Raw genomic sequence first — 18,709 nt, 5'->3', positions numbered from 1 at the left:
AATTATTTATAATTAATATAGGAGGTATTAATATGTCTGTTTATGATTTTACTGTAAAAACCAGGTCCGGAGCGGATAAAAATTTATCTGATTATAAAGGAAAGGTGCTTTTGATCGTGAACACTGCAACTGAATGCGGGTTTACGCCTCATTATACCGATCTACAGGCAATTTATTCGGAATATAAGGATAAAGGTTTGGAAATCCTTGATTTCCCATGTAACCAGTTTGGCAATCAGGCCCCTGGGAATGATGAAGAGATTCATACATTCTGTACCGGACGTTTTGGTGTAACATTCCCCCAGCTTTCAAAGATTGAGGTGAATGGTGAAAATGCGATTCCTCTGTACCATTATCTGGTTAAGGAAAAAGGATTTGAAGGATTTGATCCGGAGCATAAGCTGACCAGCGTTTTGGAAGGGATGTTTCAGGAATCGAATCCCAATTATAAGAATGAACCGGATATCAAGTGGAATTTTACAAAATTCCTTGTTGACCGGGACGGGAATGTAGTGAGAAGATTCGAGCCAACCACTGATATGAAGCTGGTGGAAGAAAGTATAAAAGAATTGCTCTAAAATATGCAATTCAGCAGGAGAACGGAGAAACGTTATGAATTATGACAGATTAAAAATAGAGAACCAGATATGCTTTCCGCTTTATGCTTGTGCCAGGGAGATTGTCAGGCTGTATAAGCCATTTCTTGATGAGATTGACTTAACGTATACACAGTATATTGCCATGATGGTACTTTGGGACAGGAAGAAAGTAACGGTTAAGCAATTAGGGGAAATCCTTTATCTGGACAGCGGTACGCTGACTCCCCTGCTGAAGAAGATGGAGGCTGCGGGGCTTTTGACCCGGAGCAGGGATAAGAAAGACGAGCGGAGTGTGATTGTGGAACTTACTGAGAAAGGAGATCAGCTGAAAGATAAGGCTGTCTCAATACCAGAGAAGATTACACAGTGCGTTCCCATTAATGAGGAAGAAGGTAAGGAGCTATATCATCTCCTCTATAAAATTCTTGGTAATACAAGACAGCATCTGGATTGATTGAAAAACTCAGGAAGGCGTAAAGCCCTTCCTGAGTTTTTTATAAATTTGAACAGAAACAGGATCCGCCAATTGCCTGTGGATAGGTAAAAACACCGCAGGGATCGTATTCCTTCTTTATCTTTTTCAATCTGCAGACGTGTCTGCCATAGTATTCTTCCAGATAACATGGAAAGCCCTCATATGGGAAATTGACATAGGAGCCGGTTGTTACAGAAGACAGATAACTGAACCGTTCTGCCAGCCACAGGGCATTTTCCCCTTTGCTGTTCTGGAAAATGGTGTTAAGCCAGACAATATATCTGGCATCTCTATAATAAAAAGCAGTGGAATCTACGGGGACTTCCGATACCCTCCCCCCCAGAGCGTAAAGAGAAAGCCCGGTGTAGATGGATCCGGCAGGGCGATTGCTAATAAGCTCAGCCAGCTTGAAGCATTCACATTCGGACAGCTCCCTGCTTACAAAGCCACTTGCAGACAGAAATGCTTCATAAGGAGGATAAAAGCTTCCGATTATCGTAACTGCTTCCAGAAAAGTTACATATTTCAGACGGTATTTCACCCCGCCAAGTTCCAGCAGCGGGGCAATGCTTCCAAGTGCTGCTTCCGGTGGACCATAGAAAAAGCCTCTTGAAAGGATAGAACGACCATCTTCCTGGGAATTATAAATTCTTGCAACCAGTGTAATTCTGGGATCTGCATGTTCCAGCCAATCCTGCCAGGATAAAAGAAAGTAAGCCTGTTTTTCCTGATCCGCGCTGGGGTACATAATTTCAACCAGTGTAATTTTATCTATTTTTCTGGGAAGGGAAAATGTCATGGAAACAATGATTCCAAAGTTGCCACCGCCACCGCCCCGGCATGCCCAGAATAAGTCTGAATTTTCTTCCGGACTTGCAGTAATCAGGCTTCCTTCCGAATTAACCATTAAAAAACGCAAAAGGCTGTCGCAGCCCAGCCCCAGATAACGGCAGGAAAGCCCCCAGCCGCCCCCCATGACATAACCGCTTACTCCAACGGAAGGGCAGGTCCCACCTGGGAAGGGATATCCTCTGGCAGATAAAAATTCATAGATCTGCTTGTTATTTGCGCCTCCCTCTACAGTGAAAGAGCGGCTTTCTTCATTAATAGAGAGTTGATTCATCTCGCTAAGATCAATGTCAAGTACATCATTGCCTGTAGAAAATCCTTCATAATTGTGGCCTCCGCTTCGTATTCGAAGACAGATACCTCGTTTTCTGGCCCATAATACGGCATTGCTGACGTCGGAACTGTTCCGGCAGTAAACAATGGCCAGGGGAAACCGGTTAACAGCCCGGTTGTAGACTTGTCTGGCCTCATAATAGAAAGGATCATCTGGAGTTACCACACGGCCGGTCAGACCGTCAAAACTGCAGGTGTTCATACTGTTTGCCTCCTTTCTTACTACCATGGTATTAAAGAGGGAGGCATTTGGTGCTGAAGGGGGATTTTCTAAAGCTTCATGATCTTTTTTTCTTCTAAATTGGTAAGACCTTCCGGAGTGTGGGTTGAGAGATAGACAGTAGGATTCTGATTTTAATCCTCTTTTTTAAAGCAGAGCGAGAATATCCTTTTCCAGCCCCTCGGGTTTGTCGGTGGGGGCATATCGGTTTACTACGGTCCCTTCTTTGTCAACCAGGAATTTTGTAAAGTTCCATTTGATCTTAGAACCAAGGAAACCTGATTTTTGTGATTTTAAATAAGTATATAAAGGGGATTCCCCAGAACCATTCACCTCAATCTTTGCAAACTGGGGGAAGGAAACTTCGTAGTTCATGGTACAGAATTCGTGAATCTCTTCCTCTGTTCCAGGAGCCTGATGACCAAACTGGTTGCACGGGAAGTCAAGGATTTCGAAACCCTGGTTCTTATATTTGCGGTAAAGTGTTTCTAATCCTTCATATTGGGGAGTAAATCCACATCCTGTTGCGGTATTAACAATCAACAGTGTTTTTCCTTTGTACTGGGACAAAGAAATCGGATCTGAGTTTCTGTCTCTGACTGTGATATCATATAAATTCATATTAGCTGCCTCACTTTTGATTTTATTTGTTTAACTAAATTAAATTTTACACAATTAAATCTTAAAAGTCAATAGTTTATTAAAAAAAATAAAAGACGCATCAATGACCATCATTACTGTGTGATCATCTGCGTCTTTTTATGCTGCTTAAAAAACCTGGTTGAGGTTTAAAAATATATGAACTATAAACGGATCAAACTGGGTACCGGAGCAGCGGTCAATCTCACTCATAGCAGTCTTGGAATCCATTGCTTTCCGGTAGGAGCGATTATTTGTCATGGCGTCATAGGCATCGGCAACTGCCAGAATCCGGCAAAGCAGGGGGATGTCTGTTCCTTTCAGGCCTCTGGGGTATCCTGATCCATCCCAGCGTTCATGGTGAGAGAGAATGTACTCCGATACAGTGGAAAGTTCAGGAGTGTTCTGTGCAATGCGGTAACCGATTTCCGGGTGGCGCATCATTTCCTTCCATTCATCGTCATTGAGCGGTCCAGGTTTGTTCAGGGTATCAATATTGACGCCCACCTTTCCAATATCATGAAGTATGGCAAGAAGAGACAGCTCATTTTTATCCTCGGATGAGAGATTCAGCTTATCGGCAATTGCCATACAGTAGGTTTCCAGACGTACTGCGTGCTCCTCCGTTTCCATACTTTTTTCATAAAGTGTAGCGAGAAGAGTGGTAATAATACTGTTTCGGTAACTTTTTCCCTCCAGAAGCTTTTTATGGTACATTTTTTCTTCCGCTTTTTGCAGTGACTGGTTAAGGGAATGGGACATCTCTTCTTTTACATCAAAGCCCAATGCAACACTGATCTCCAGTGGAAGCTGGTCACTTTTTCGGAAGGATTCTTCCAGCCGGCTGATAATGTCCTGGGCTTTTTTATGATCGGTATGAGGCAGCAGAATCAGGAACTCGTCTCCGCCCCAGCGGCCGGCAATGCCAATGTTCTTCAATGCGTACTGAAGTGTTTTGGCAACCTCTTTGAGCAACAGATCTCCGGTTATGTGTCCGAACACATCATTTATGACTTTTAAACCATTAACATCTCCCATGATGACGGCAGTGGGAAGCTGGGAAGTCTGATCCATACGATTTATTTCTTCTTCCATATATCTGCGGTTAAATATCTGAGTCAAAGGATCATGGTAGCTCAAATAGAGAATGCGCTCCTGCTGTCGCTTATCCTGACTGACATCACGAAAGACCATGACCACACCATATACATGACCGTTTTCATCCCGTATGGGTGCTGCGCTGTCTGCAATAGGAATCAAATCCCCGTTTTTGTTTAATAGAACCGTATGGTTTGCAAGACCTACAATCATACCTGTCTCCAGCACTGCGCTGATGGGGTTTTGTACGATTTCACCTGTGGTTTCATTACGCAGGTCAAAAATCTCCATGAATGTTTTAGCAGATGCCTCCTCTGAACGCCATCCTGTGATTTCTTCTGCTGCATGATTTAAATAGGTAATTTTTCCATCCAGATCGGTGGTCACAACTCCATCGCCAATGGAATTTAAGGTAACGCTGAGCATCTCTTTTTCCCGGAAAAGATCATCTCTGTATTGTTCCCTGTCTGAAACATCAAAAATAATAGAGTAAAGTCTGGTATCATTTCCATAGGTGACAGGGCTGGAGTATACATCTACCATTTTTATCTCCCCGCTTTTTAGACGATGGGGAAACAGAAAATACTGCTGCTCCTGGTTAAAAGCCTGATTGCGAAGTTGTTTGACTGTATTGTTTGATATGGTATTGATATCATCAATGCTTAATTGGAGAATCTCTTCTTTACTATAACCATAAAATGAACAGGCTTGAGGATTGGCATCCAGTATTTTTCCGGAAGCTACATCTATAATCAGCATTATGGCTGAATGCTCCGTAAACATGGAGTTAAAATTTGCCAGCAGCTGTTCTCGTTCTTTTTTGAGCCGTTTCAGCTCTGTGATGTCCAATCGGGAGCCAATAATATAGTCAATCGTTCCATTTTCCTTTACAGGAGTAAGCCGTACAAGCCAGTCTCTGGTGCCTTCGGGAAAGTCAACGGTCTCTTCATACATCAGGGCTTCTCCGGAAGTAATGCACCTCTCATATCCCTCTTTCAGAGAAGCCCCCACTTTTTCTCCCATTACATCAAATGGCGTTTTACCTAACAGCGGGGTTCTGATTCCAGTCAGCTGCTGATGGACAGCATTGTTCTTTATATAGCGGAACTCCCCGTTTTTGTATGCAACAAGAAACAGACCATCCTGTGTGCTGTTGAAAAAGATGTCAATATCACGCACCAGTTTTTCATTGGCTTCTTTGACAGCATGAAATTCATTCATGACAGTGGTTACTTCGTCAAAGATGGTGACCAGAGTGTTGGGATCTGGATAGCTTACCGTAACTTTATAAAAATGATCACCGGATGTCAGGATGGAATTATGCTCCTGAGTCCAAAGTTCCGGGTTTTTATAGAAATGATACCAGGCAGATTGGTCAGAGGCAGATTGAAGAATCAGGAATATACTTTTATGCAGTGCCTCCTCTTTTTTCAGATTCAGATAACGCAAAAATGCTTCATTTGCTTCTGCAAGAATGTAATCCTTGGAATTAGAAATATCGTCAACTATTATAGTGTAGCGGGCATAGCCCAACGGCAGCAGCAGGAAAGCCTGATCGAAAGGTTCTTTAGTCATAGTGGGACCCCCTTTGCCCTATGAAAATATTGTCATAAATGGTAAATATTTGTAATAAAATAATAACAGAAGTTTATTGCAAATGCAATGCAAAGTAATGAATCAATATGCATGTACAATATTAGATTGCCAGCAGGAGTCAAGTGTGAAAAAAAGAAAGAGAGGACTAAAAAAATTAAATTTTATTAGGTTGACAGGTACTTTTTTCATTTTTTCAACATAAAATAAGACAAATTGTTTAATTGAAAGGCAGTATTATGATGACTTCTTGCCCTGAAGGATTGTTTTCCTATACTATTCAATCCGGTGATACACTTTGGATGATATCCAGACGTCACTACACCACTGTTGAAGCAATCATGGCAGCAAATCCTGGTATCAATCCCGGCAATCTCCAGGTTGGTCAGATGATCTGTATTCCCTCCGGAAACAGAACGACACAGACTCAGCCAGCGCAACCGCAGATGCAGCCAACGCAGCCAGCGCAGCCGCAGATGCAGCCAACGCAGCCAACGCAGCCGACACAGCCGCAGATGCAGCCAACGCAGCCGCAGATGCAGCCAATGCAGCCAACACAGCCGACACAGCCGCAGATGCAGCCAACGCAGCCACAGATGCAGCCAATGCAGCCAGCCCGGCCGCAGATGCAGCCAAACCAACCGACGCAGCCGCAGATGCAGCCAATGCAGCCAACCCAACCCCAGCCACAGCCAACTGATACCACTCAAATGTCAATAACCAAGTTGAAGAGTGAGGCTGTATCTGACAGCACAAAGCGCTGTCCGGTAGGTCTGCGTGCTTATACCATTCAGAAAGGGGATACCCTATGGCTGCTTGCCAAAAAATATTGTACGAATGTTGAGGCGATAATGACTTTGAATCCTGGTATTAAGCCTGGAAATTTAATGATTGGGCAGGTGATCTGGATCCCTGCAGGATTTAAGTTCCGGAACCTTCCGCCATGGGCTCAGTCTATGGATCCGCCATTACAAAACAGTCCTGTAAATATGCAGCCAATCTGTCCGCAGGGAACCCGCTCCTACACAATTGAAGCAGGAGATACGCTCTGGCTCTTATCCCAGCGTTTCAACACCACGGTAGAAGCGATCATGGCTGCAAATCCAGGTGTGAATCCTACCAATTTATTTGTGGGTCAGGTAATATGCATTCCCAGAAACCGTCCTCAGCCTCAGCCCCAACCCCAACCCCAGCCGCAGCCGCAGCCAATGCCTCCTACGTATATGTGGGTCAGCAAAGCGGAACAGAATCTGGATAATTACCTCCGGTTTTTGTGGCTTCAGCAAGTTTACTGGCTGAGAATGGCTGTTCAGAGTGAGCTTTGGAACTTATCAGATGCAGAGTATGTAAGGAACCGTCTGATGAGAAATGCTGAAGATTTCCAGATGGCTTTAAAAACATTCTATGGCGATGAGAATGCCAAGAAATTTGCTGATCTCTTAACAAATTATTTTACAGATATCAATGATTACGCAGTGGCTGCAAGAGATGGTAATACTCAGGCTGCCTCCGATGCAGAAAACAGAATGAATAACAGTGCAGGCCAGATGGTTGCGTTCCTGGCTTCCATAAATCCCAACTGGTCTGCTGCAGATCTGCAGAAAATGTTTAATGACTACATGAATTTAACAAAAGAAGAGATTGCATCGACTATGTCACAGAACTTTGAAGACAGCATCAGTACATTTGCGGATACTGAGCTTGGAGCATTGGAAATGGCTGATATGATGGCTCTGGGTATTGTAAAGCAGTTTCCCCAATATTTCAGATAGGAAAAGAAAGGCAGTCCGGTAATTAATTCCGGGCTGTTTTTTTGACTCTACGAAGCGTGGATTGAAAAAAATGTCTGAGGCAGTTACAATTATATTGATAAGGATATACTAAAACTATATGATAACAAAAAGAAGGAGGGCTGCCGATGCCAGCCGGTAATGTAGGAGACTTAATCCGCCAGCTTCGAAATGAGCATAGCATGACACAGAAACAGCTAGCAGAAGAACTGCATATCAGTGATAAAACAGTATCCAAATGGGAGAGAGGCAAAGGTTTGCCGGATATATCTTTAATTTCTGAGCTTTCCAGGCTCTTTGGAATTGACATACAGAATTTATTGAAGGGTGATTTAACTCCCAATGATATAACAGGAGGAAATATGAAACAGATAAAATATTACGTCTGCCCTGCCTGCGGAAGTATTACATTCTCCACGGGAGACGCAGAAGTATCCTGCTGCAAAAGAAAGCTATCCTTGCTGGAACTGAAAAAAGCAAAGGAAGGAGAAAGGCTTACCGTTCAGGTGGTAGAAGATGAATGGTTTATTTCCAGTAAACATCCTATGAATAAAGAGGTTTATATCTCCTTTCTTGCCTTTGCATCAGGAGACCGTATCCAGGTAATCAAACAGTATCCGGAATGGGATTTCCATGTCAGGATTCCCAGGCAGGGACATGGAATGCTGATCTGGTACAGTACAAAGGAAGGCTTGCTTTATCAGCTTTTATAATGAAAAACATCGCTTTCATGGAGAAACGATGTTTTTCATTTGAGCTCGTGTCTTTTCAGCAGATAAGAAGCAGCCATACAAGATATTCCGGGAATGAAAAGCAAAATGCCGGAAAGCAGGAAGCTGGCAATAAACACTTCCGGAACGAGAAAAAGCCTGTTTTTCAGCACACAATATTCATAGGTTATCAAGACAAAGAAAAGAAACAGGATGAAAAGTCCTAAGATAAATAATAAGTTCTTTGCAAATTTTTTCATATCATTCCCCCAATAATTCTGACATTAACAGTTACTTAAATACAGCAGCAGTGCCGTAAGCCAAAACCTCAGCGGCACCCTGCATAATAGCTGAAGAAGAGTAACGAATATTCACTATGGCTTCTGCATTCATCGCCTCCCCTTCCTGGATCATACGTCTGGTTGCCAGTTCTCTGGCCTCATCCATCATATCTGTATATGCCTTTAATTCCCCTCCAACTAACGTTTTTAGTCCCTGAGTTATGTCTCTTCCTAAATTTTTTGATTGTATGGTACTGCCTTTTACCATGCCTAAAAGTGTCAGTTCTTTTCCTGGAATATAGTCTGTAGTAACTAACAGCATTGAGATTCACTCTCCTTTCTTTATAGATATCAGTTTTGACATAAAGAATTAAAAATATGTATGAAATAAAATTCGATTGACTCTCACACTATGGTATACTCTATACTAAACATGAGCTCAAAAAAACATATATGTGAGGGAAACAGCATGCTGAAAATAGGAGATTTTTCGAAACTGTCAAGAATCAGTATCCGTATGCTCCGTCATTACGACGAGATCGGACTGCTGAGACCTAGGAGTATAGACCGTTTTACCGGATACCGCTATTACAGTGAGGATCAGCTTATGAAAGCTGTCAGAATTAGTGCCTTAAAGGAAATGGGGTTTAGTCTTGCTGTAATAGGGGAGATGATAAATAAATATGATGACCCCAGGGAACTGGCAAAGTTCTTAGAGACAAGAAGAGTGGAAGTACAGGAAGAAATAAAGGAAAGCGGTCACAGGCTTATGCTCCTTGATGCAGCCATTAAAAGGCTGAGAAAGGATGATATGGCAATGAATTATAGTATAGTTTTAAAAACAATGCCCCAAAGATATGTAGCCAGTGTAAGAGAGATTATTCCGTCTTATAACCAGGAAGGACTGCTGTGGAAGCGGCTTGGGGAAGAGACCGGGAATATGAATCTGCAAATGGCCGACCCCATGTATTCTCTGGCTGTATTTCATGACCAGGGATACAAGGAGGGGGATGTTGATGTGGAAATTCAGATTTCCGTAAAAGGTTCCTATGACAATACCGAGCATGTAGTATTTAAAACAGTACCAGAGGTGGAAATTGCATCTGCTGTATACAAAGGAAGCTATGAGCAGATAACAGATGTAAATATTGCAGTTGCAAACTGGGTTAAGGACAATAATTATGAATATAACGGTCCTATGTTCTGTATCTATCATGTCAGCCCGGCTCAGACACAGAATACGGACGAGATGGTAACAGAGATCTGTTATCCGGTTAAAAAAACAGAATAAATTTAAAGAACGGCTGCCTGCTTGTAACAGACAGCTGTTTTTGTTATAATAGTAAGAAAGGAAATGCTGTTCCAGGATAGAATTGGAGAGGAAAGGTTGAGAATATGCTGTTTAAAAAAAAGCTGGTAGAAATTTACAGTACTCAGGATCTTGAAAAACTGTACCAGGTAAAAAACAAATTGAGGGAAAATGATATTTATTATATGACGGAAACAACGAATAATAGTTTGCGGTTATCAATGAATAATTTAAACGGCAGGAATCCGATCTTAGGAAGAACCGGTAATGTAAAGAATTTTTACAGACTTTTTGTTTATAAGAAAGACCAGGAAAAAGCAGCATATTTTCTTTCCCAGTTGAATTGACCGGGAAACAGCCAGGGACTGGATATCTGAGAGCATAAGGGAGCATAGTCGCTGCGTCCAATGGGGCAATCTGGCCTATGGTTATTTCTATCGCTTCTCTTTTTATGCCAGAGGTTAAGGATAGAATTGAATTCATAAAAGCATTCATTGAGCCTATGTTTGAAAATTGAGTAATCTAATCGAAAAGGGGACTATATACCGAATGAACCGCTCCATCCAAGTGGAGGGTGTCACTCCATCACTTTATTTTAGTGATTTTGCGACACCCTCCTTCTTAATTACATTTTTTTATTACAGTCCCATCCCTTTTCTTTTCTTCATGATATGGCTTTCAATTTTTTCCGCCACTTCAACAGGATCATCTCCCAGTGCCACTTTACCTCCTGTTAAGCCTTCCACATCCTCTGTAAGCAGCTTCACAAGCTTAGGCGCACCAGTGATAAACGGGGTAGGGGAAAGATGAGTGAAGGCGCCGTAAGCAACAGCAAATACTCCGTCTATGGTAGCTTTCTGCTCCATCCATTCCGGTGCGGTGACTGCGATGGGAAGATCACAGATATCCACATCAAGAAAGTCAGCCAGAGCTGTTACCAGCATGGAGATTCTTCCTGTATCTGTGCAGGTACCAAAGCTTAATACCGGAGGGATCTTCAGTGCGTTGCAGACTGCCTTTAAACCGCTTCCGGCTTCGTTAATTGCATCCAGATTACACATGCCGGCAACCTCCAGACCATGATTTCCACAACCGCCCGCAACAACCAGGATATCTCTTTTAATCAGCTGTTTTGCCAGGTTTACAGTATTCCAGTCCTGAGGGCCGTTTCTTAAGGTGGAACAGTTAGCCAAAGCGACAATTCCTTTGAGCTGTCCTTTCGCAATGACATCTACAAGATTTTGCAAGTCATTTCCGATTGCATTCAGTACGGCCTCCGTTGAGAAGCCGGCAATTGCCTTCTGGACATGCCCAGGCACCATAGGTTTAATCTTGTTATGTCTTTTTTTGAAGTTCTCAATTGCGATGTGAATGCATTTCTCCGCCATTTCTTCCGCCTTTTGAGGATAGTAAGGCATTTCATGCTCAGTTCCTGGAACACCAATGATGGTGCTGACGCTGACAAGGGCTACCTGGTATTTTTCAGCATATTGATCAATAGCAGGCGGAGAGCAGTTTTCCTCCATAACGAATGCGTCAACGGTTCCTGTAGCTAAGAAGGGTTCAATGGCCAGCCAGTTGCCCATCAGTCCAACAAAAACATCATCCATTTCAAATCTCTGGAGCAGTTCCTGTCCGGTTTCAATGGAGCCTACGATGTGAATTCCTTTTGCACCGCTCTGCTTTGCCAGATCCTGATATTCCTTTGTTTTGGCCTTCATAAGAGCAGCAGCTCCAATCCATGGCTGATGACCGTTAAATGCAATGTTTACATAATCCGGGTCCATGATGCCCAGATCAACATCTACTTCATGAGGCATTGGAGTACCGAATAAAATATCCTGGGTCATTTCAAGACCGATCTGGGCAGTGTAGATGGTGGATAAGCCAAGCCGCAGAGCTTTTTTTGCAAGAGAGACATAATCTCCATCCACATTGGTAAGGCAGCTTGCAATGCTGTTTTGCACTTCATGTTCAATTCCGGAAGGATAAATATTTAAATCATGCCATATTTTTTTTCTCTTTTTCGGAGCAAATGCCTCCACCATGATACTGTGCTGGTCCGGATTCACCTTCATTTCCCGGTCTAACAGCTCCGCAAGGCAGGTTGCCATCTCATTGATGGACTGACTGGTGTCAATTCCGGTCTTTTCACACATCCACTTTAGTTTTTCCGTATCAGTGATCTGAAATGTGGTATTTCCTTTTCCTGTTTCTTTCAGCGTCCGAAATGCTTCATACGCATGATGTGCATAAGTAGCAGCTCCCATGATATTTCTCATAAGGAGATTTCTCATTGCCATGGCATCCGGACCGATTCCGCAAGCACCTTTTTCCGGACCTTTTTGTTCATTAATCCGGCAGGGACCATTGGTGCAAAGCTGACAGCTAAGGCCCTGGAGACAAAATTTACACCGTATCTTTTCCTGCTCGTCAAATCTTGAGAATACGCTGGATAAACCATCATCTCTGATTCGTACCAGCATTTCTTCTACAGAATCGTGATAACTGACACGATCCTTTGGTTTTTCTAAAACTGCTTCTGACATAGTGACCTCCATTCTTATTTTCAAAAGTAGTATGTCAGATTTTAGAAAAATCAATTCAGCGATTCGTCCATTCTCTCTTTAAAATTGCATATTGATAGGTGTTTTCGTAATGAGGAGTGCCATCCGGATTGTTTACAAATGAAATAAATTCAACAAATAATCCTTCTCTTCTCATTCCCAGACGCTCACAAAGTTTCTGCGATGGGAGATTATCGTCTTCTGCGTATGCATAGATTCTTCGGGCATCGTTTTCAAAGAGATTGTTTACGACTGCCTTAGCAGCTTCTGCTGCATATCCTTTTTTGCCATAGTTTAGATTAAAATTCCAACCGACGCTATATGTGTCCGGGTGTTCTTTCATTGTGAACACTTCTCCTATGATAAAATCCGTGTCACACAGGCATACAGCGTAGCAGCTGCCATGGTCTTTGCCGTTTTGTTTTTCTTTTACTTTTTTTAAGGCCTCATCATAAGAATTTACTTTTTCACTGTAAAAGCAGTTTACGGGTGGTGCGGCAAGGTATTCGTATAAACCTGCTGCGTCCTTTTCTTCAAAATTGCGGATGATAAGTCTGCTGGTTTCTATGCGCATCTCTTTTGTCCTCCATGATTTAAATAATCAGTCATTAAAATAAAAAAGGATAAGATTTTTAGATCTTATCCCACTTAAATAATCATTATGATCATAAGTCCTCTGACAAGTGAACTCACATATAAAGCTTATCATAGAATCGATAAAAAGTCATGTATATCTTATTTTACATCTCTTTCTTATATTTTATACGATAGTATATTTCATGCTAAAGGATTATAGCGTCTGTTTTCAAGAGAACCGATTGTCTGCCTTGATATTTTTAAAGGAAAGTGTATATTCCGTAATTTGTAATATCATTTCTATGTCGTAATGTTAACAGGTACCAGGAGTTTCGTATGAGTATTAATGCTGATGGGAATTTAGGTTTTTGGGACGAAATAAATCCGAGCTACACCATTTTTAACAAAGAAAAAGAAATGTTTTCCAGCATATGGACGATGTATAGCACTTCTTTTATACAGTTTTATGAGAACTGCATATCTGATACTGCCCGTTATTCAAATGCTGTTAATCTAACGCCGAAACCGAATGAACCACTGAATACTTTCAACATATCATGCTTGCCCTGGGTAAGTTTTACGGGATTTAATCTAAATGTATTCACAGATGGCTGTTATCTGCCCCCTATATTTACTATTGGTAAGTTTATAGAGCAGGATAAGAAGGTATTAATGCCATTATCTGTACAGGTACATCATTCAGTATGTGATGGTTATCATGTAGGGCGGTTTGTCAATGCTTTGCAGGACTTTGCAGACAGCTATAACGATGGCGCTCAATACGCCAAAACGATTATAGTTCAAAATCAAGGTGCTCCTCATCGTGATAGATTGCCACATTGTTCTGATTGCTTCGATCATATTCAATATGCTCCCGGCTCTGCCCGATGCGATTTTGCTCTATTCTAATAAGTTGTTCAATATCTTTGATTTTATAGTGAAGGCTCTGGATTAAGTGCCCGCTATTCCAATTTTGCAGTAAATCCTTTGCTTCGGCGACTCCAAAATTAAGATCACGCAGCATTATAATTTTTTGTAATTCGGGAACCTGCTCTGCCGAATACATACGGTATCCAGTTACAGGGTCTATCACTGAGGGCTTTAGTAAGCCCTGACTATCATAGTAGCGTAGCATTCGAACTGAAACGAGCGTAAGTATGAAAAATCATCGATTTTTAGCATTTTTCTACCTTCTGATACCAGTATACGTTTTGTTTTATTACACTTCAAGTTTGAAAGGAAGATATTTTATGATTAACATACAGCAAATCCGCATTGACAAAGCTAGAATTGGTGTTATAATTAAATCATAAGTAGTAAGTAGTAAGTAGTAAGTAGTAAGTAGTAAGTAGTAAGTAGTAAGTAGTAAGTAGTAAGCGGAAAAGCTAAGAAAATTGATATTAGGAGGAAAACACCATGAAAGACTTATCTTTTACGCAGGAATTTTTCCTGTGTGCCTTAAAAACAAAGGGCAGTACAACATTAACAAACTCTATTGAAAACGCTACATGTCTTCTTGCCGGGACTCTTTTGGAATTATTAATGGGCGGTTATATTGAGATAGATACCAAGAATAAGGTCCAGATCAAGCAAGCATTATTACCAGAGAAAGAGTATTTATCTTCGATATACGAATTTATTCAAAACAATAAGCCTATGAAAGTAGAAACAATTGCCGAAAAATATGCATTTGATTTTAAAATGCCGGATCAACTGTTTCAATTAGTTGCCCGCTCCCTTGTAAAAGATGGTGTTGTAGAGGAAGAAAGCTATAGAGGTTTTTTAAAAAACAAGTTTTGTTTTATTCCCAAAGAAACTGAGGTGACAAAAGTCATTGAAAAGCTCCGGGCAGAGTTTTTAGAGCAAGGCGAAATATCTGATGAAGTGGTGGTTTTAGGCGCATTATTAAATAAAAGTGGATTAATCAAAAAATATTTCTCTAAGTATGAGGTTCAAAGACTCAGTGAAAGATTAAAGGAAATTAAGTACAGCGAAGCAGGTATTTTAATAAAGAAGCTGGTGGATTATATTGATACTTGGATTGTCATAATCAGTACCTCTGGCTCAGGAGTCTAAAGTGAGGTGAACTGAGTGTCAAGGCAAAGATGTATGGAAGTAATAGAAAACGCTGAATATGTTACAATCGGAGAATTGGTTCGTTTGACAGGTGTCCGATATAGCACCCTGAAATTTTATACGGAGGAAGGTATGCTTGATTTTGAACAGGAAGATGAAAACTTAACTCGGAGATATAAAAGGGTGGGAACCTTGGAAAGAATATTGTTCATAAGAAAGCTAAAGGAAGATGGATTATCAATTCCACAAATAAAAGCGCATATCTCGAATAAGAAAGGGTAGTTTTGAACTGCTCTTTTCTTTTACCCAAAACTCAGAAAGGAGGCCGCCATGCCGAAAATCATATTTACCTCGCAATATATGCGAGATGCCCAGCCAGCCCAGCTTGAAAACTATGTGAAGTACATCGGAACCCGTGAGGGTTTGGAGGTTACCAATCGCAGGCCGTCCCCGTGTGAAGCGAATCGGCGAGCATGGCTTGTTTAATTTGAAGGTGCGGATAATCTTAAGCAGCACAGGCATTTTTGGGTGTTTGTTTTCATTCTTAATGGCCATTATGTATCGTGTTGTGCAGGTTTGATAAAAGGTTTGGTTAACATCTCGAACTTGGCTCGAAGTGACAGCTTCCGGTAACAATTCAGAGTGCAGCAACTAACTGAAACAACAAATAAAGATATTGACATCGTCACTATATTGCATTACAATATAGTGAAGCTACATTGTAATGCAAGATAGGTGGTGAAAGAATGATTCCGTCACAAATGCTGAAAGGAACACTGGAGGGCTGTATTTTGAAAGTAATTAGCCATAAAGAAACTTATGGGTATGAGATATCCGAAAAGCTGCAGGAATATGGATTTTCAAATATTTCAGAAGGGACAATCTATCCGCTTTTGCTGCGATTGGAGAAAAATGGACTTGTTAATTCAAAGTATCGGGAATCTCCGGTTGGCCCCAAGCGAAAATACTTTTCCCTTTCACAATCTGGAAGAGAAGAAATGGACTGTTTCTATTCTAGCTGGATTGAACTTGATACTGCAGTAAACAAATTATTTCATGATGGAGGACAAAAATATGAACAAAAAAACAAAAGTATTGAACCGGATGAATAATTCTTTAGATAAACAGGTGAACCCTGAGAACAAGGAAGCATTCACCGACATGATCTGTTACCTGCGGGGAGCCAACATCTCAGGATATCATCAGGAGCTTGTACGCCATGATTTAACGGAAATGGTACTTTCTGCACAACAGCGGGGTGAGAATATCCACGCTGTTATCGGGGAGGATTATCAGGCTTTTTGTGATGATGTGATTGCCAGCTTGCCTCCGGCAACCCTAAAGCAAAGAATCATTGATTTTTTGGATATTGTTTGTTGGTCTCTTTCCATTCTTGGAGCCATCAACATTGTGATTGCCAATGAAACAATTTCCATGATCCACAATCTTATTTCTGGGAATCCGCTAAACTATCATATTTCTGTTTCGATTGGAAGCGCAATATCCATCGGAATTATTGTTGTAGAAGCCATTGTAATTGTAGAAGTTTACATGAAAAATGCATTTCAGATTGGTAAAAAAAAGAAGAACGATCGGCTGAAGGCTTTTTTTGTAGGGGGCGGATTGATGGCAGTATTTTTGCTCATTACGTGGCTGGGAAGAGCAACGCTTTTTACCGTAAACATTTTTATCGCGCTCGTTGTTGTAGCAATACTCTACATCGCGCACAAGGTGCTGTCACATTTAGCATGATATGTATTTAATATCAGACGTTTGTTTGATATAATCAAACCCTCCATTATAACACCAATAGTCTCTCGGAATCTCTAAGCCTTGATTTATAAGGCTTTCAGATTCCTTTTTTATTAAAATCCCCCACTTTTTTCATCAAAAAGCTTGACAAATTCATCGAAAAATGCGGCGGCCTCGGCTTCCTTCCTGTATGCAGCGCTCTTATCTGCTTTCCATTGATTTTAAAGTTACTTCCATTACTGACTGGGCTGCACAGCTTAAAATCAATCCCCTTTATGCTCTACTTAGTGGTTTTGAAGTTGGTGACACCCCGGGTGTCGGTACTTTTTATGACTTCTTTAACCGCCTCTGGAATGCTGATGACAACAACCTTTCTTCTCACCTGCGCCCTTTGAAAGCTTCTGTAAAGAAGCCTAAAAAGAAAGGTGAGAAAGCTGATCCCATCGAGAAACTGACTGTTGAACATCTTTTTAAAGAGCTGGAGGAAACTACTGGCTCTTGCAGGTGATGGTACTCCTGTTGTTGTCTCGGCAAGGGAGCGGAGACACCGTTTCTGTCACTGTGCTTCAAAAGGGATTAATAACTGCAGCTGTGACCGGTATTTTTCTCAGCCTGATTGTGACATGGGTTGGGATTCATCAAGGGATTGCTATTATCATGGTTACGATCTTTACATGCTGGTCGCTTCTGATTCTGACAGTGATCTTCCCGTATTCCCATTGCTCAACCCGGCATCCATGCATGATTCCCACGGCTTCCTCCATACATTTTTCCGCATGAGGAACTTCCTTCCCGATTTCAATGTAACTAAGGTACTTCTTGATTCCGCCCACGATGCAATGCCGTACTATAAATATTTCAGGCGAAAGAGAATCACCCCATTCATTGACTTAAATGAGAAGAGAGGCATCAAGACGAAATACAAAGATGACTTTACCATCGGTAAGGATGGCATCCCCGTCTTATCCCACTTAAATAATCATGATGATTACAAGTCCTCTGACAAGTGAACTTACACGGAAAGTTTATCATAGAAAAGATAAAAAGTCATGTGTTTTCTATTTTACATCTCTTTATCATATTTTATTCGATAGTAAATTCCATACCCATGTACAAACAGGTAAACAAAAACCAGAAGTAAAATAGCTGTGGGTGGTCAAAAAAGATATGCTTCTTTATATGTCAGATTGATTGTCTTTCGGGAAAAGCGCCTCTTTGATTGTTTCTGGAGTCGCCATTTTTAATATTTCCATCATTTTTTCGGCCGAGTCAAAGGTATTTTCTCTGATCCATTTTACGGTTATTGTACATGTTCCCATCAGATAAGTTTCGAGCACATGCAGTTGTTCTGCATTCATATCTTTAATAAGATAACTGTAGGTCGATAAAAACCTCTTGTAGGAGAGCTTCTGCAAAGTTTTTTCGGAGTCGCTCCACGCGTTGACAAATACCGTGCCATTTTTTAACAACATGTTGAGCATAACAATTCCCGTCTCCATCCAGCTCATTTCCTTGTTTGTCTTGAGCGCTACGGAGGTTACGGTCTTATCATACAGGCTCTCGAGCAGTGCATATTTGCTGTCATAGCAGCGGTAAAAAGTAGACTTGCTGAGTCCTGATTTTTCTACAATCTGGTCTATGGTGATTTTTTGAAATTCATAATCCCTTAAAAGGAAATAAAGCGTATCTATAAAAATATCAGCTGCCCAATTTGACATTAGTTATCCCCCAAATGAGACTTTTTTTAAAATTCGTTTCTTTATCCATTGATATTTATATTATATAATAAAAACGAGATGAATGAAATGCAAGGAACCATGAAAGCTGTCATATCTCATATTG

General features: G+C 41.2%; 23 protein-coding genes. 13 read left to right on the top strand and 10 right to left on the bottom strand.

The window, feature by feature from the left end; translation table 11 throughout:
* Positions 1 to 578: glutathione peroxidase (locus tag RZO55_RS08955; protein WP_318063936.1), on the top strand; the 578-nt coding region annotated here is incomplete at its 5' end.
* Between the two features lie 34 nt (positions 579 to 612).
* Positions 613 to 1,053 (top strand): MarR family winged helix-turn-helix transcriptional regulator, encoded by a 441-nt coding sequence (locus RZO55_RS08950; RefSeq protein WP_318063935.1) that lies wholly within the window; start codon positions 613 to 615, stop codon positions 1,051 to 1,053.
* A 40-nt stretch (positions 1,054 to 1,093) separates the two neighbouring features.
* On the opposite strand, the gene RZO55_RS08945 is transcribed toward RZO55_RS08950, so the two are convergent.
* The 4 genes from RZO55_RS08945 to RZO55_RS08925 all read right to left on the bottom strand — a co-directional run bounded on the left by RZO55_RS08945 (position 1,094) and on the right by RZO55_RS08925 (position 6,523).
* The gene (locus RZO55_RS08945; RefSeq protein WP_318063934.1) at positions 1,094 to 2,458 is read right to left on the bottom strand and encodes an FAD-binding oxidoreductase; all 1,365 of its coding nucleotides are present in this window, start codon (positions 2,456 to 2,458) and stop codon (positions 1,094 to 1,096) included.
* A 165-nt stretch (positions 2,459 to 2,623) separates the two neighbouring features.
* Complete coding sequence (locus RZO55_RS08940) at positions 2,624 to 3,097, bottom strand: glutathione peroxidase (protein WP_318063933.1); 474 nt, start codon at positions 3,095 to 3,097, stop codon at positions 2,624 to 2,626.
* 147 nt (positions 3,098 to 3,244) lie between these two features.
* Positions 3,245 to 5,788 (bottom strand): PAS domain S-box protein, encoded by a 2,544-nt coding sequence (locus RZO55_RS08935; protein WP_318063932.1) that lies wholly within the window; start codon positions 5,786 to 5,788, stop codon positions 3,245 to 3,247.
* Between the two features lie 378 nt (positions 5,789 to 6,166).
* Positions 6,167 to 6,523, bottom strand: coding sequence for a hypothetical protein (locus tag RZO55_RS08925; protein ID WP_318063938.1), 357 nt, complete (start codon positions 6,521 to 6,523; stop codon positions 6,167 to 6,169).
* Here RZO55_RS08925 and RZO55_RS08920 point away from each other — a divergent pair.
* Together RZO55_RS08920 and RZO55_RS08915 are read left to right on the top strand one after the other, a co-directional pair.
* A complete protein-coding gene (locus RZO55_RS08920) occupies positions 6,517 to 7,578 on the top strand; it encodes a LysM peptidoglycan-binding domain-containing protein (RefSeq protein WP_318063937.1) in 1,062 nt (353 codons plus the stop codon). The genes RZO55_RS08925 and RZO55_RS08920 overlap by 7 nt on opposite strands.
* Before the next feature lie 146 nt (positions 7,579 to 7,724).
* On the top strand, positions 7,725 to 8,309 hold the full coding sequence (locus tag RZO55_RS08915; RefSeq protein ID WP_318063931.1) for a helix-turn-helix domain-containing protein: 585 nt from the start codon (positions 7,725 to 7,727) through the stop codon (positions 8,307 to 8,309).
* A 35-nt stretch (positions 8,310 to 8,344) separates the two neighbouring features.
* Here the strand turns inward: RZO55_RS08915 and RZO55_RS08910 are convergent, their stop codons facing one another.
* Both RZO55_RS08910 and RZO55_RS08905 read right to left on the bottom strand, forming a co-directional pair.
* Positions 8,345 to 8,566, bottom strand: a complete 222-nt coding sequence (locus RZO55_RS08910; protein ID WP_318063930.1) for a hypothetical protein — start codon at positions 8,564 to 8,566, stop codon at positions 8,345 to 8,347.
* Between the two features lie 31 nt (positions 8,567 to 8,597).
* Positions 8,598 to 8,909 (bottom strand): YbjQ family protein, encoded by a 312-nt coding sequence (locus RZO55_RS08905; protein WP_318063929.1) that lies wholly within the window; start codon positions 8,907 to 8,909, stop codon positions 8,598 to 8,600.
* A gap of 147 nt (positions 8,910 to 9,056) precedes the next feature.
* On the opposite strand from RZO55_RS08905, the gene RZO55_RS08900 reads away from it, so the two are divergent.
* A complete protein-coding gene (locus RZO55_RS08900) occupies positions 9,057 to 9,878 on the top strand; it encodes a MerR family transcriptional regulator (protein WP_318063928.1) in 822 nt (273 codons plus the stop codon).
* A 104-nt stretch (positions 9,879 to 9,982) separates the two neighbouring features.
* Positions 9,983 to 10,243, top strand: coding sequence for a hypothetical protein (locus RZO55_RS08895; RefSeq protein ID WP_318063927.1), 261 nt, complete (start codon positions 9,983 to 9,985; stop codon positions 10,241 to 10,243).
* A 291-nt stretch (positions 10,244 to 10,534) separates the two neighbouring features.
* Here RZO55_RS08895 and cooS read toward each other — a convergent pair whose 3' ends face one another.
* Entirely contained in the window at positions 10,535 to 12,445 is a 1,911-nt protein-coding gene (gene cooS, locus RZO55_RS08890; RefSeq protein WP_318063926.1) for an anaerobic carbon-monoxide dehydrogenase catalytic subunit, read from the bottom strand.
* A gap of 55 nt (positions 12,446 to 12,500) precedes the next feature.
* On the bottom strand, positions 12,501 to 13,037 hold the full coding sequence (locus tag RZO55_RS08885; RefSeq protein WP_318063925.1) for a GNAT family N-acetyltransferase: 537 nt from the start codon (positions 13,035 to 13,037) through the stop codon (positions 12,501 to 12,503).
* Between the two features lie 293 nt (positions 13,038 to 13,330).
* Here RZO55_RS08885 and RZO55_RS08880 point away from each other — a divergent pair, with 293 nt between their 5' ends.
* A complete protein-coding gene (locus tag RZO55_RS08880) occupies positions 13,331 to 13,948 on the top strand; it encodes a CatA-like O-acetyltransferase (RefSeq protein WP_439100038.1) in 618 nt (205 codons plus the stop codon).
* Here the strand turns inward: RZO55_RS08880 and RZO55_RS25880 are convergent.
* Positions 13,833 to 14,174, bottom strand: a complete 342-nt coding sequence (locus RZO55_RS25880; RefSeq protein ID WP_318063923.1) for a MerR family transcriptional regulator — start codon at positions 14,172 to 14,174, stop codon at positions 13,833 to 13,835. The genes RZO55_RS08880 and RZO55_RS25880 overlap by 116 nt on opposite strands.
* 281 nt (positions 14,175 to 14,455) lie before the next feature.
* On the opposite strand from RZO55_RS25880, the gene RZO55_RS08870 reads away from it, so the two are divergent.
* The 6 genes from RZO55_RS08870 to RZO55_RS08845 all read left to right on the top strand — a co-directional run bounded on the left by RZO55_RS08870 (position 14,456) and on the right by RZO55_RS08845 (position 17,877).
* Entirely contained in the window at positions 14,456 to 15,115 is a 660-nt protein-coding gene (locus RZO55_RS08870) for a GPP34 family phosphoprotein (RefSeq protein WP_318063922.1), read from the top strand.
* Positions 15,116 to 15,148: 33 nt separating this feature from the next.
* Positions 15,149 to 15,397, top strand: coding sequence for a helix-turn-helix domain-containing protein (locus RZO55_RS08865; RefSeq protein WP_318063921.1), 249 nt, complete (start codon positions 15,149 to 15,151; stop codon positions 15,395 to 15,397).
* Positions 15,398 to 15,861: 464 nt separating this feature from the next.
* Positions 15,862 to 16,227, top strand: a complete 366-nt coding sequence (locus RZO55_RS08860) for a PadR family transcriptional regulator (protein ID WP_318063920.1) — start codon at positions 15,862 to 15,864, stop codon at positions 16,225 to 16,227.
* Positions 16,190 to 16,867, top strand: coding sequence for a hypothetical protein (locus RZO55_RS08855; protein WP_318063919.1), 678 nt, complete (start codon positions 16,190 to 16,192; stop codon positions 16,865 to 16,867). The genes RZO55_RS08860 and RZO55_RS08855 overlap by 38 nt, the downstream gene beginning before the upstream one ends.
* A gap of 190 nt (positions 16,868 to 17,057) precedes the next feature.
* Entirely contained in the window at positions 17,058 to 17,375 is a 318-nt protein-coding gene (locus tag RZO55_RS08850) for a hypothetical protein (protein WP_318063918.1), read from the top strand.
* Complete coding sequence (locus RZO55_RS08845; protein WP_318063917.1) at positions 17,326 to 17,877, top strand: hypothetical protein; 552 nt, start codon at positions 17,326 to 17,328, stop codon at positions 17,875 to 17,877. Before RZO55_RS08850 ends, RZO55_RS08845 begins: the two co-directional genes overlap by 50 nt.
* 165 nt (positions 17,878 to 18,042) lie before the next feature.
* Here RZO55_RS08845 and RZO55_RS08840 read toward each other — a convergent pair whose 3' ends face one another.
* Positions 18,043 to 18,585 carry a TetR/AcrR family transcriptional regulator gene (locus tag RZO55_RS08840; protein WP_318063916.1) on the bottom strand — a complete coding sequence of 181 codons (543 nt, stop codon included), beginning with the start codon at positions 18,583 to 18,585 and terminating at the stop codon, positions 18,043 to 18,045.
* Positions 18,586 to 18,709 lie beyond the last annotated feature (124 nt).

Source organism: Clostridium boliviensis (assembly GCF_033342255.1).
Classification (GTDB): domain Bacteria; phylum Bacillota; class Clostridia; order Lachnospirales; family Lachnospiraceae; genus Lacrimispora; species Lacrimispora boliviensis.
Note: the sequence above shows the minus strand (reverse complement) of the source record. Positions and strands in the feature narration are given on the sequence as shown.

Excerpts from the sequence above, each read along its gene's own strand:
- RZO55_RS08950 (WP_318063935.1), top strand. The coding sequence starts at position 613 with ATGAATTATGACAGATTAAAAATAGAGAACCAGATATGCTTTCCGCTT.
- RZO55_RS08945 (WP_318063934.1), bottom strand. The coding sequence starts at position 2,458 with ATGAACACCTGCAGTTTTGACGGTCTGACCGGCCGTGTGGTAACTCCA.
- RZO55_RS08940 (WP_318063933.1), bottom strand. The coding sequence starts at position 3,097 with ATGAATTTATATGATATCACAGTCAGAGACAGAAACTCAGATCCGATT.
- RZO55_RS08935 (WP_318063932.1), bottom strand. The coding sequence starts at position 5,788 with ATGACTAAAGAACCTTTCGATCAGGCTTTCCTGCTGCTGCCGTTGGGC.
- RZO55_RS08920 (WP_318063937.1), top strand. The coding sequence starts at position 6,517 with ATGTCAATAACCAAGTTGAAGAGTGAGGCTGTATCTGACAGCACAAAG.
- RZO55_RS08915 (WP_318063931.1), top strand. The coding sequence starts at position 7,725 with ATGCCAGCCGGTAATGTAGGAGACTTAATCCGCCAGCTTCGAAATGAG.
- RZO55_RS08910 (WP_318063930.1), bottom strand. The coding sequence starts at position 8,566 with ATGAAAAAATTTGCAAAGAACTTATTATTTATCTTAGGACTTTTCATC.
- RZO55_RS08905 (WP_318063929.1), bottom strand. The coding sequence starts at position 8,909 with ATGCTGTTAGTTACTACAGACTATATTCCAGGAAAAGAACTGACACTT.
- RZO55_RS08900 (WP_318063928.1), top strand. The coding sequence starts at position 9,057 with ATGCTGAAAATAGGAGATTTTTCGAAACTGTCAAGAATCAGTATCCGT.
- RZO55_RS08895 (WP_318063927.1), top strand. The coding sequence starts at position 9,983 with ATGCTGTTTAAAAAAAAGCTGGTAGAAATTTACAGTACTCAGGATCTT.
- cooS (WP_318063926.1), bottom strand. The coding sequence starts at position 12,445 with ATGTCAGAAGCAGTTTTAGAAAAACCAAAGGATCGTGTCAGTTATCAC.
- RZO55_RS08885 (WP_318063925.1), bottom strand. The coding sequence starts at position 13,037 with ATGCGCATAGAAACCAGCAGACTTATCATCCGCAATTTTGAAGAAAAG.
- RZO55_RS25880 (WP_318063923.1), bottom strand. The coding sequence starts at position 14,174 with ATGCTACGCTACTATGATAGTCAGGGCTTACTAAAGCCCTCAGTGATA.
- RZO55_RS08870 (WP_318063922.1), top strand. The coding sequence starts at position 14,456 with ATGAAAGACTTATCTTTTACGCAGGAATTTTTCCTGTGTGCCTTAAAA.
- RZO55_RS08865 (WP_318063921.1), top strand. The coding sequence starts at position 15,149 with ATGGAAGTAATAGAAAACGCTGAATATGTTACAATCGGAGAATTGGTT.
- RZO55_RS08860 (WP_318063920.1), top strand. The coding sequence starts at position 15,862 with ATGATTCCGTCACAAATGCTGAAAGGAACACTGGAGGGCTGTATTTTG.
- RZO55_RS08855 (WP_318063919.1), top strand. The coding sequence starts at position 16,190 with ATGAACAAAAAAACAAAAGTATTGAACCGGATGAATAATTCTTTAGAT.
- RZO55_RS08850 (WP_318063918.1), top strand. The coding sequence starts at position 17,058 with ATGCAGCGCTCTTATCTGCTTTCCATTGATTTTAAAGTTACTTCCATT.
- RZO55_RS08840 (WP_318063916.1), bottom strand. The coding sequence starts at position 18,585 with ATGTCAAATTGGGCAGCTGATATTTTTATAGATACGCTTTATTTCCTT.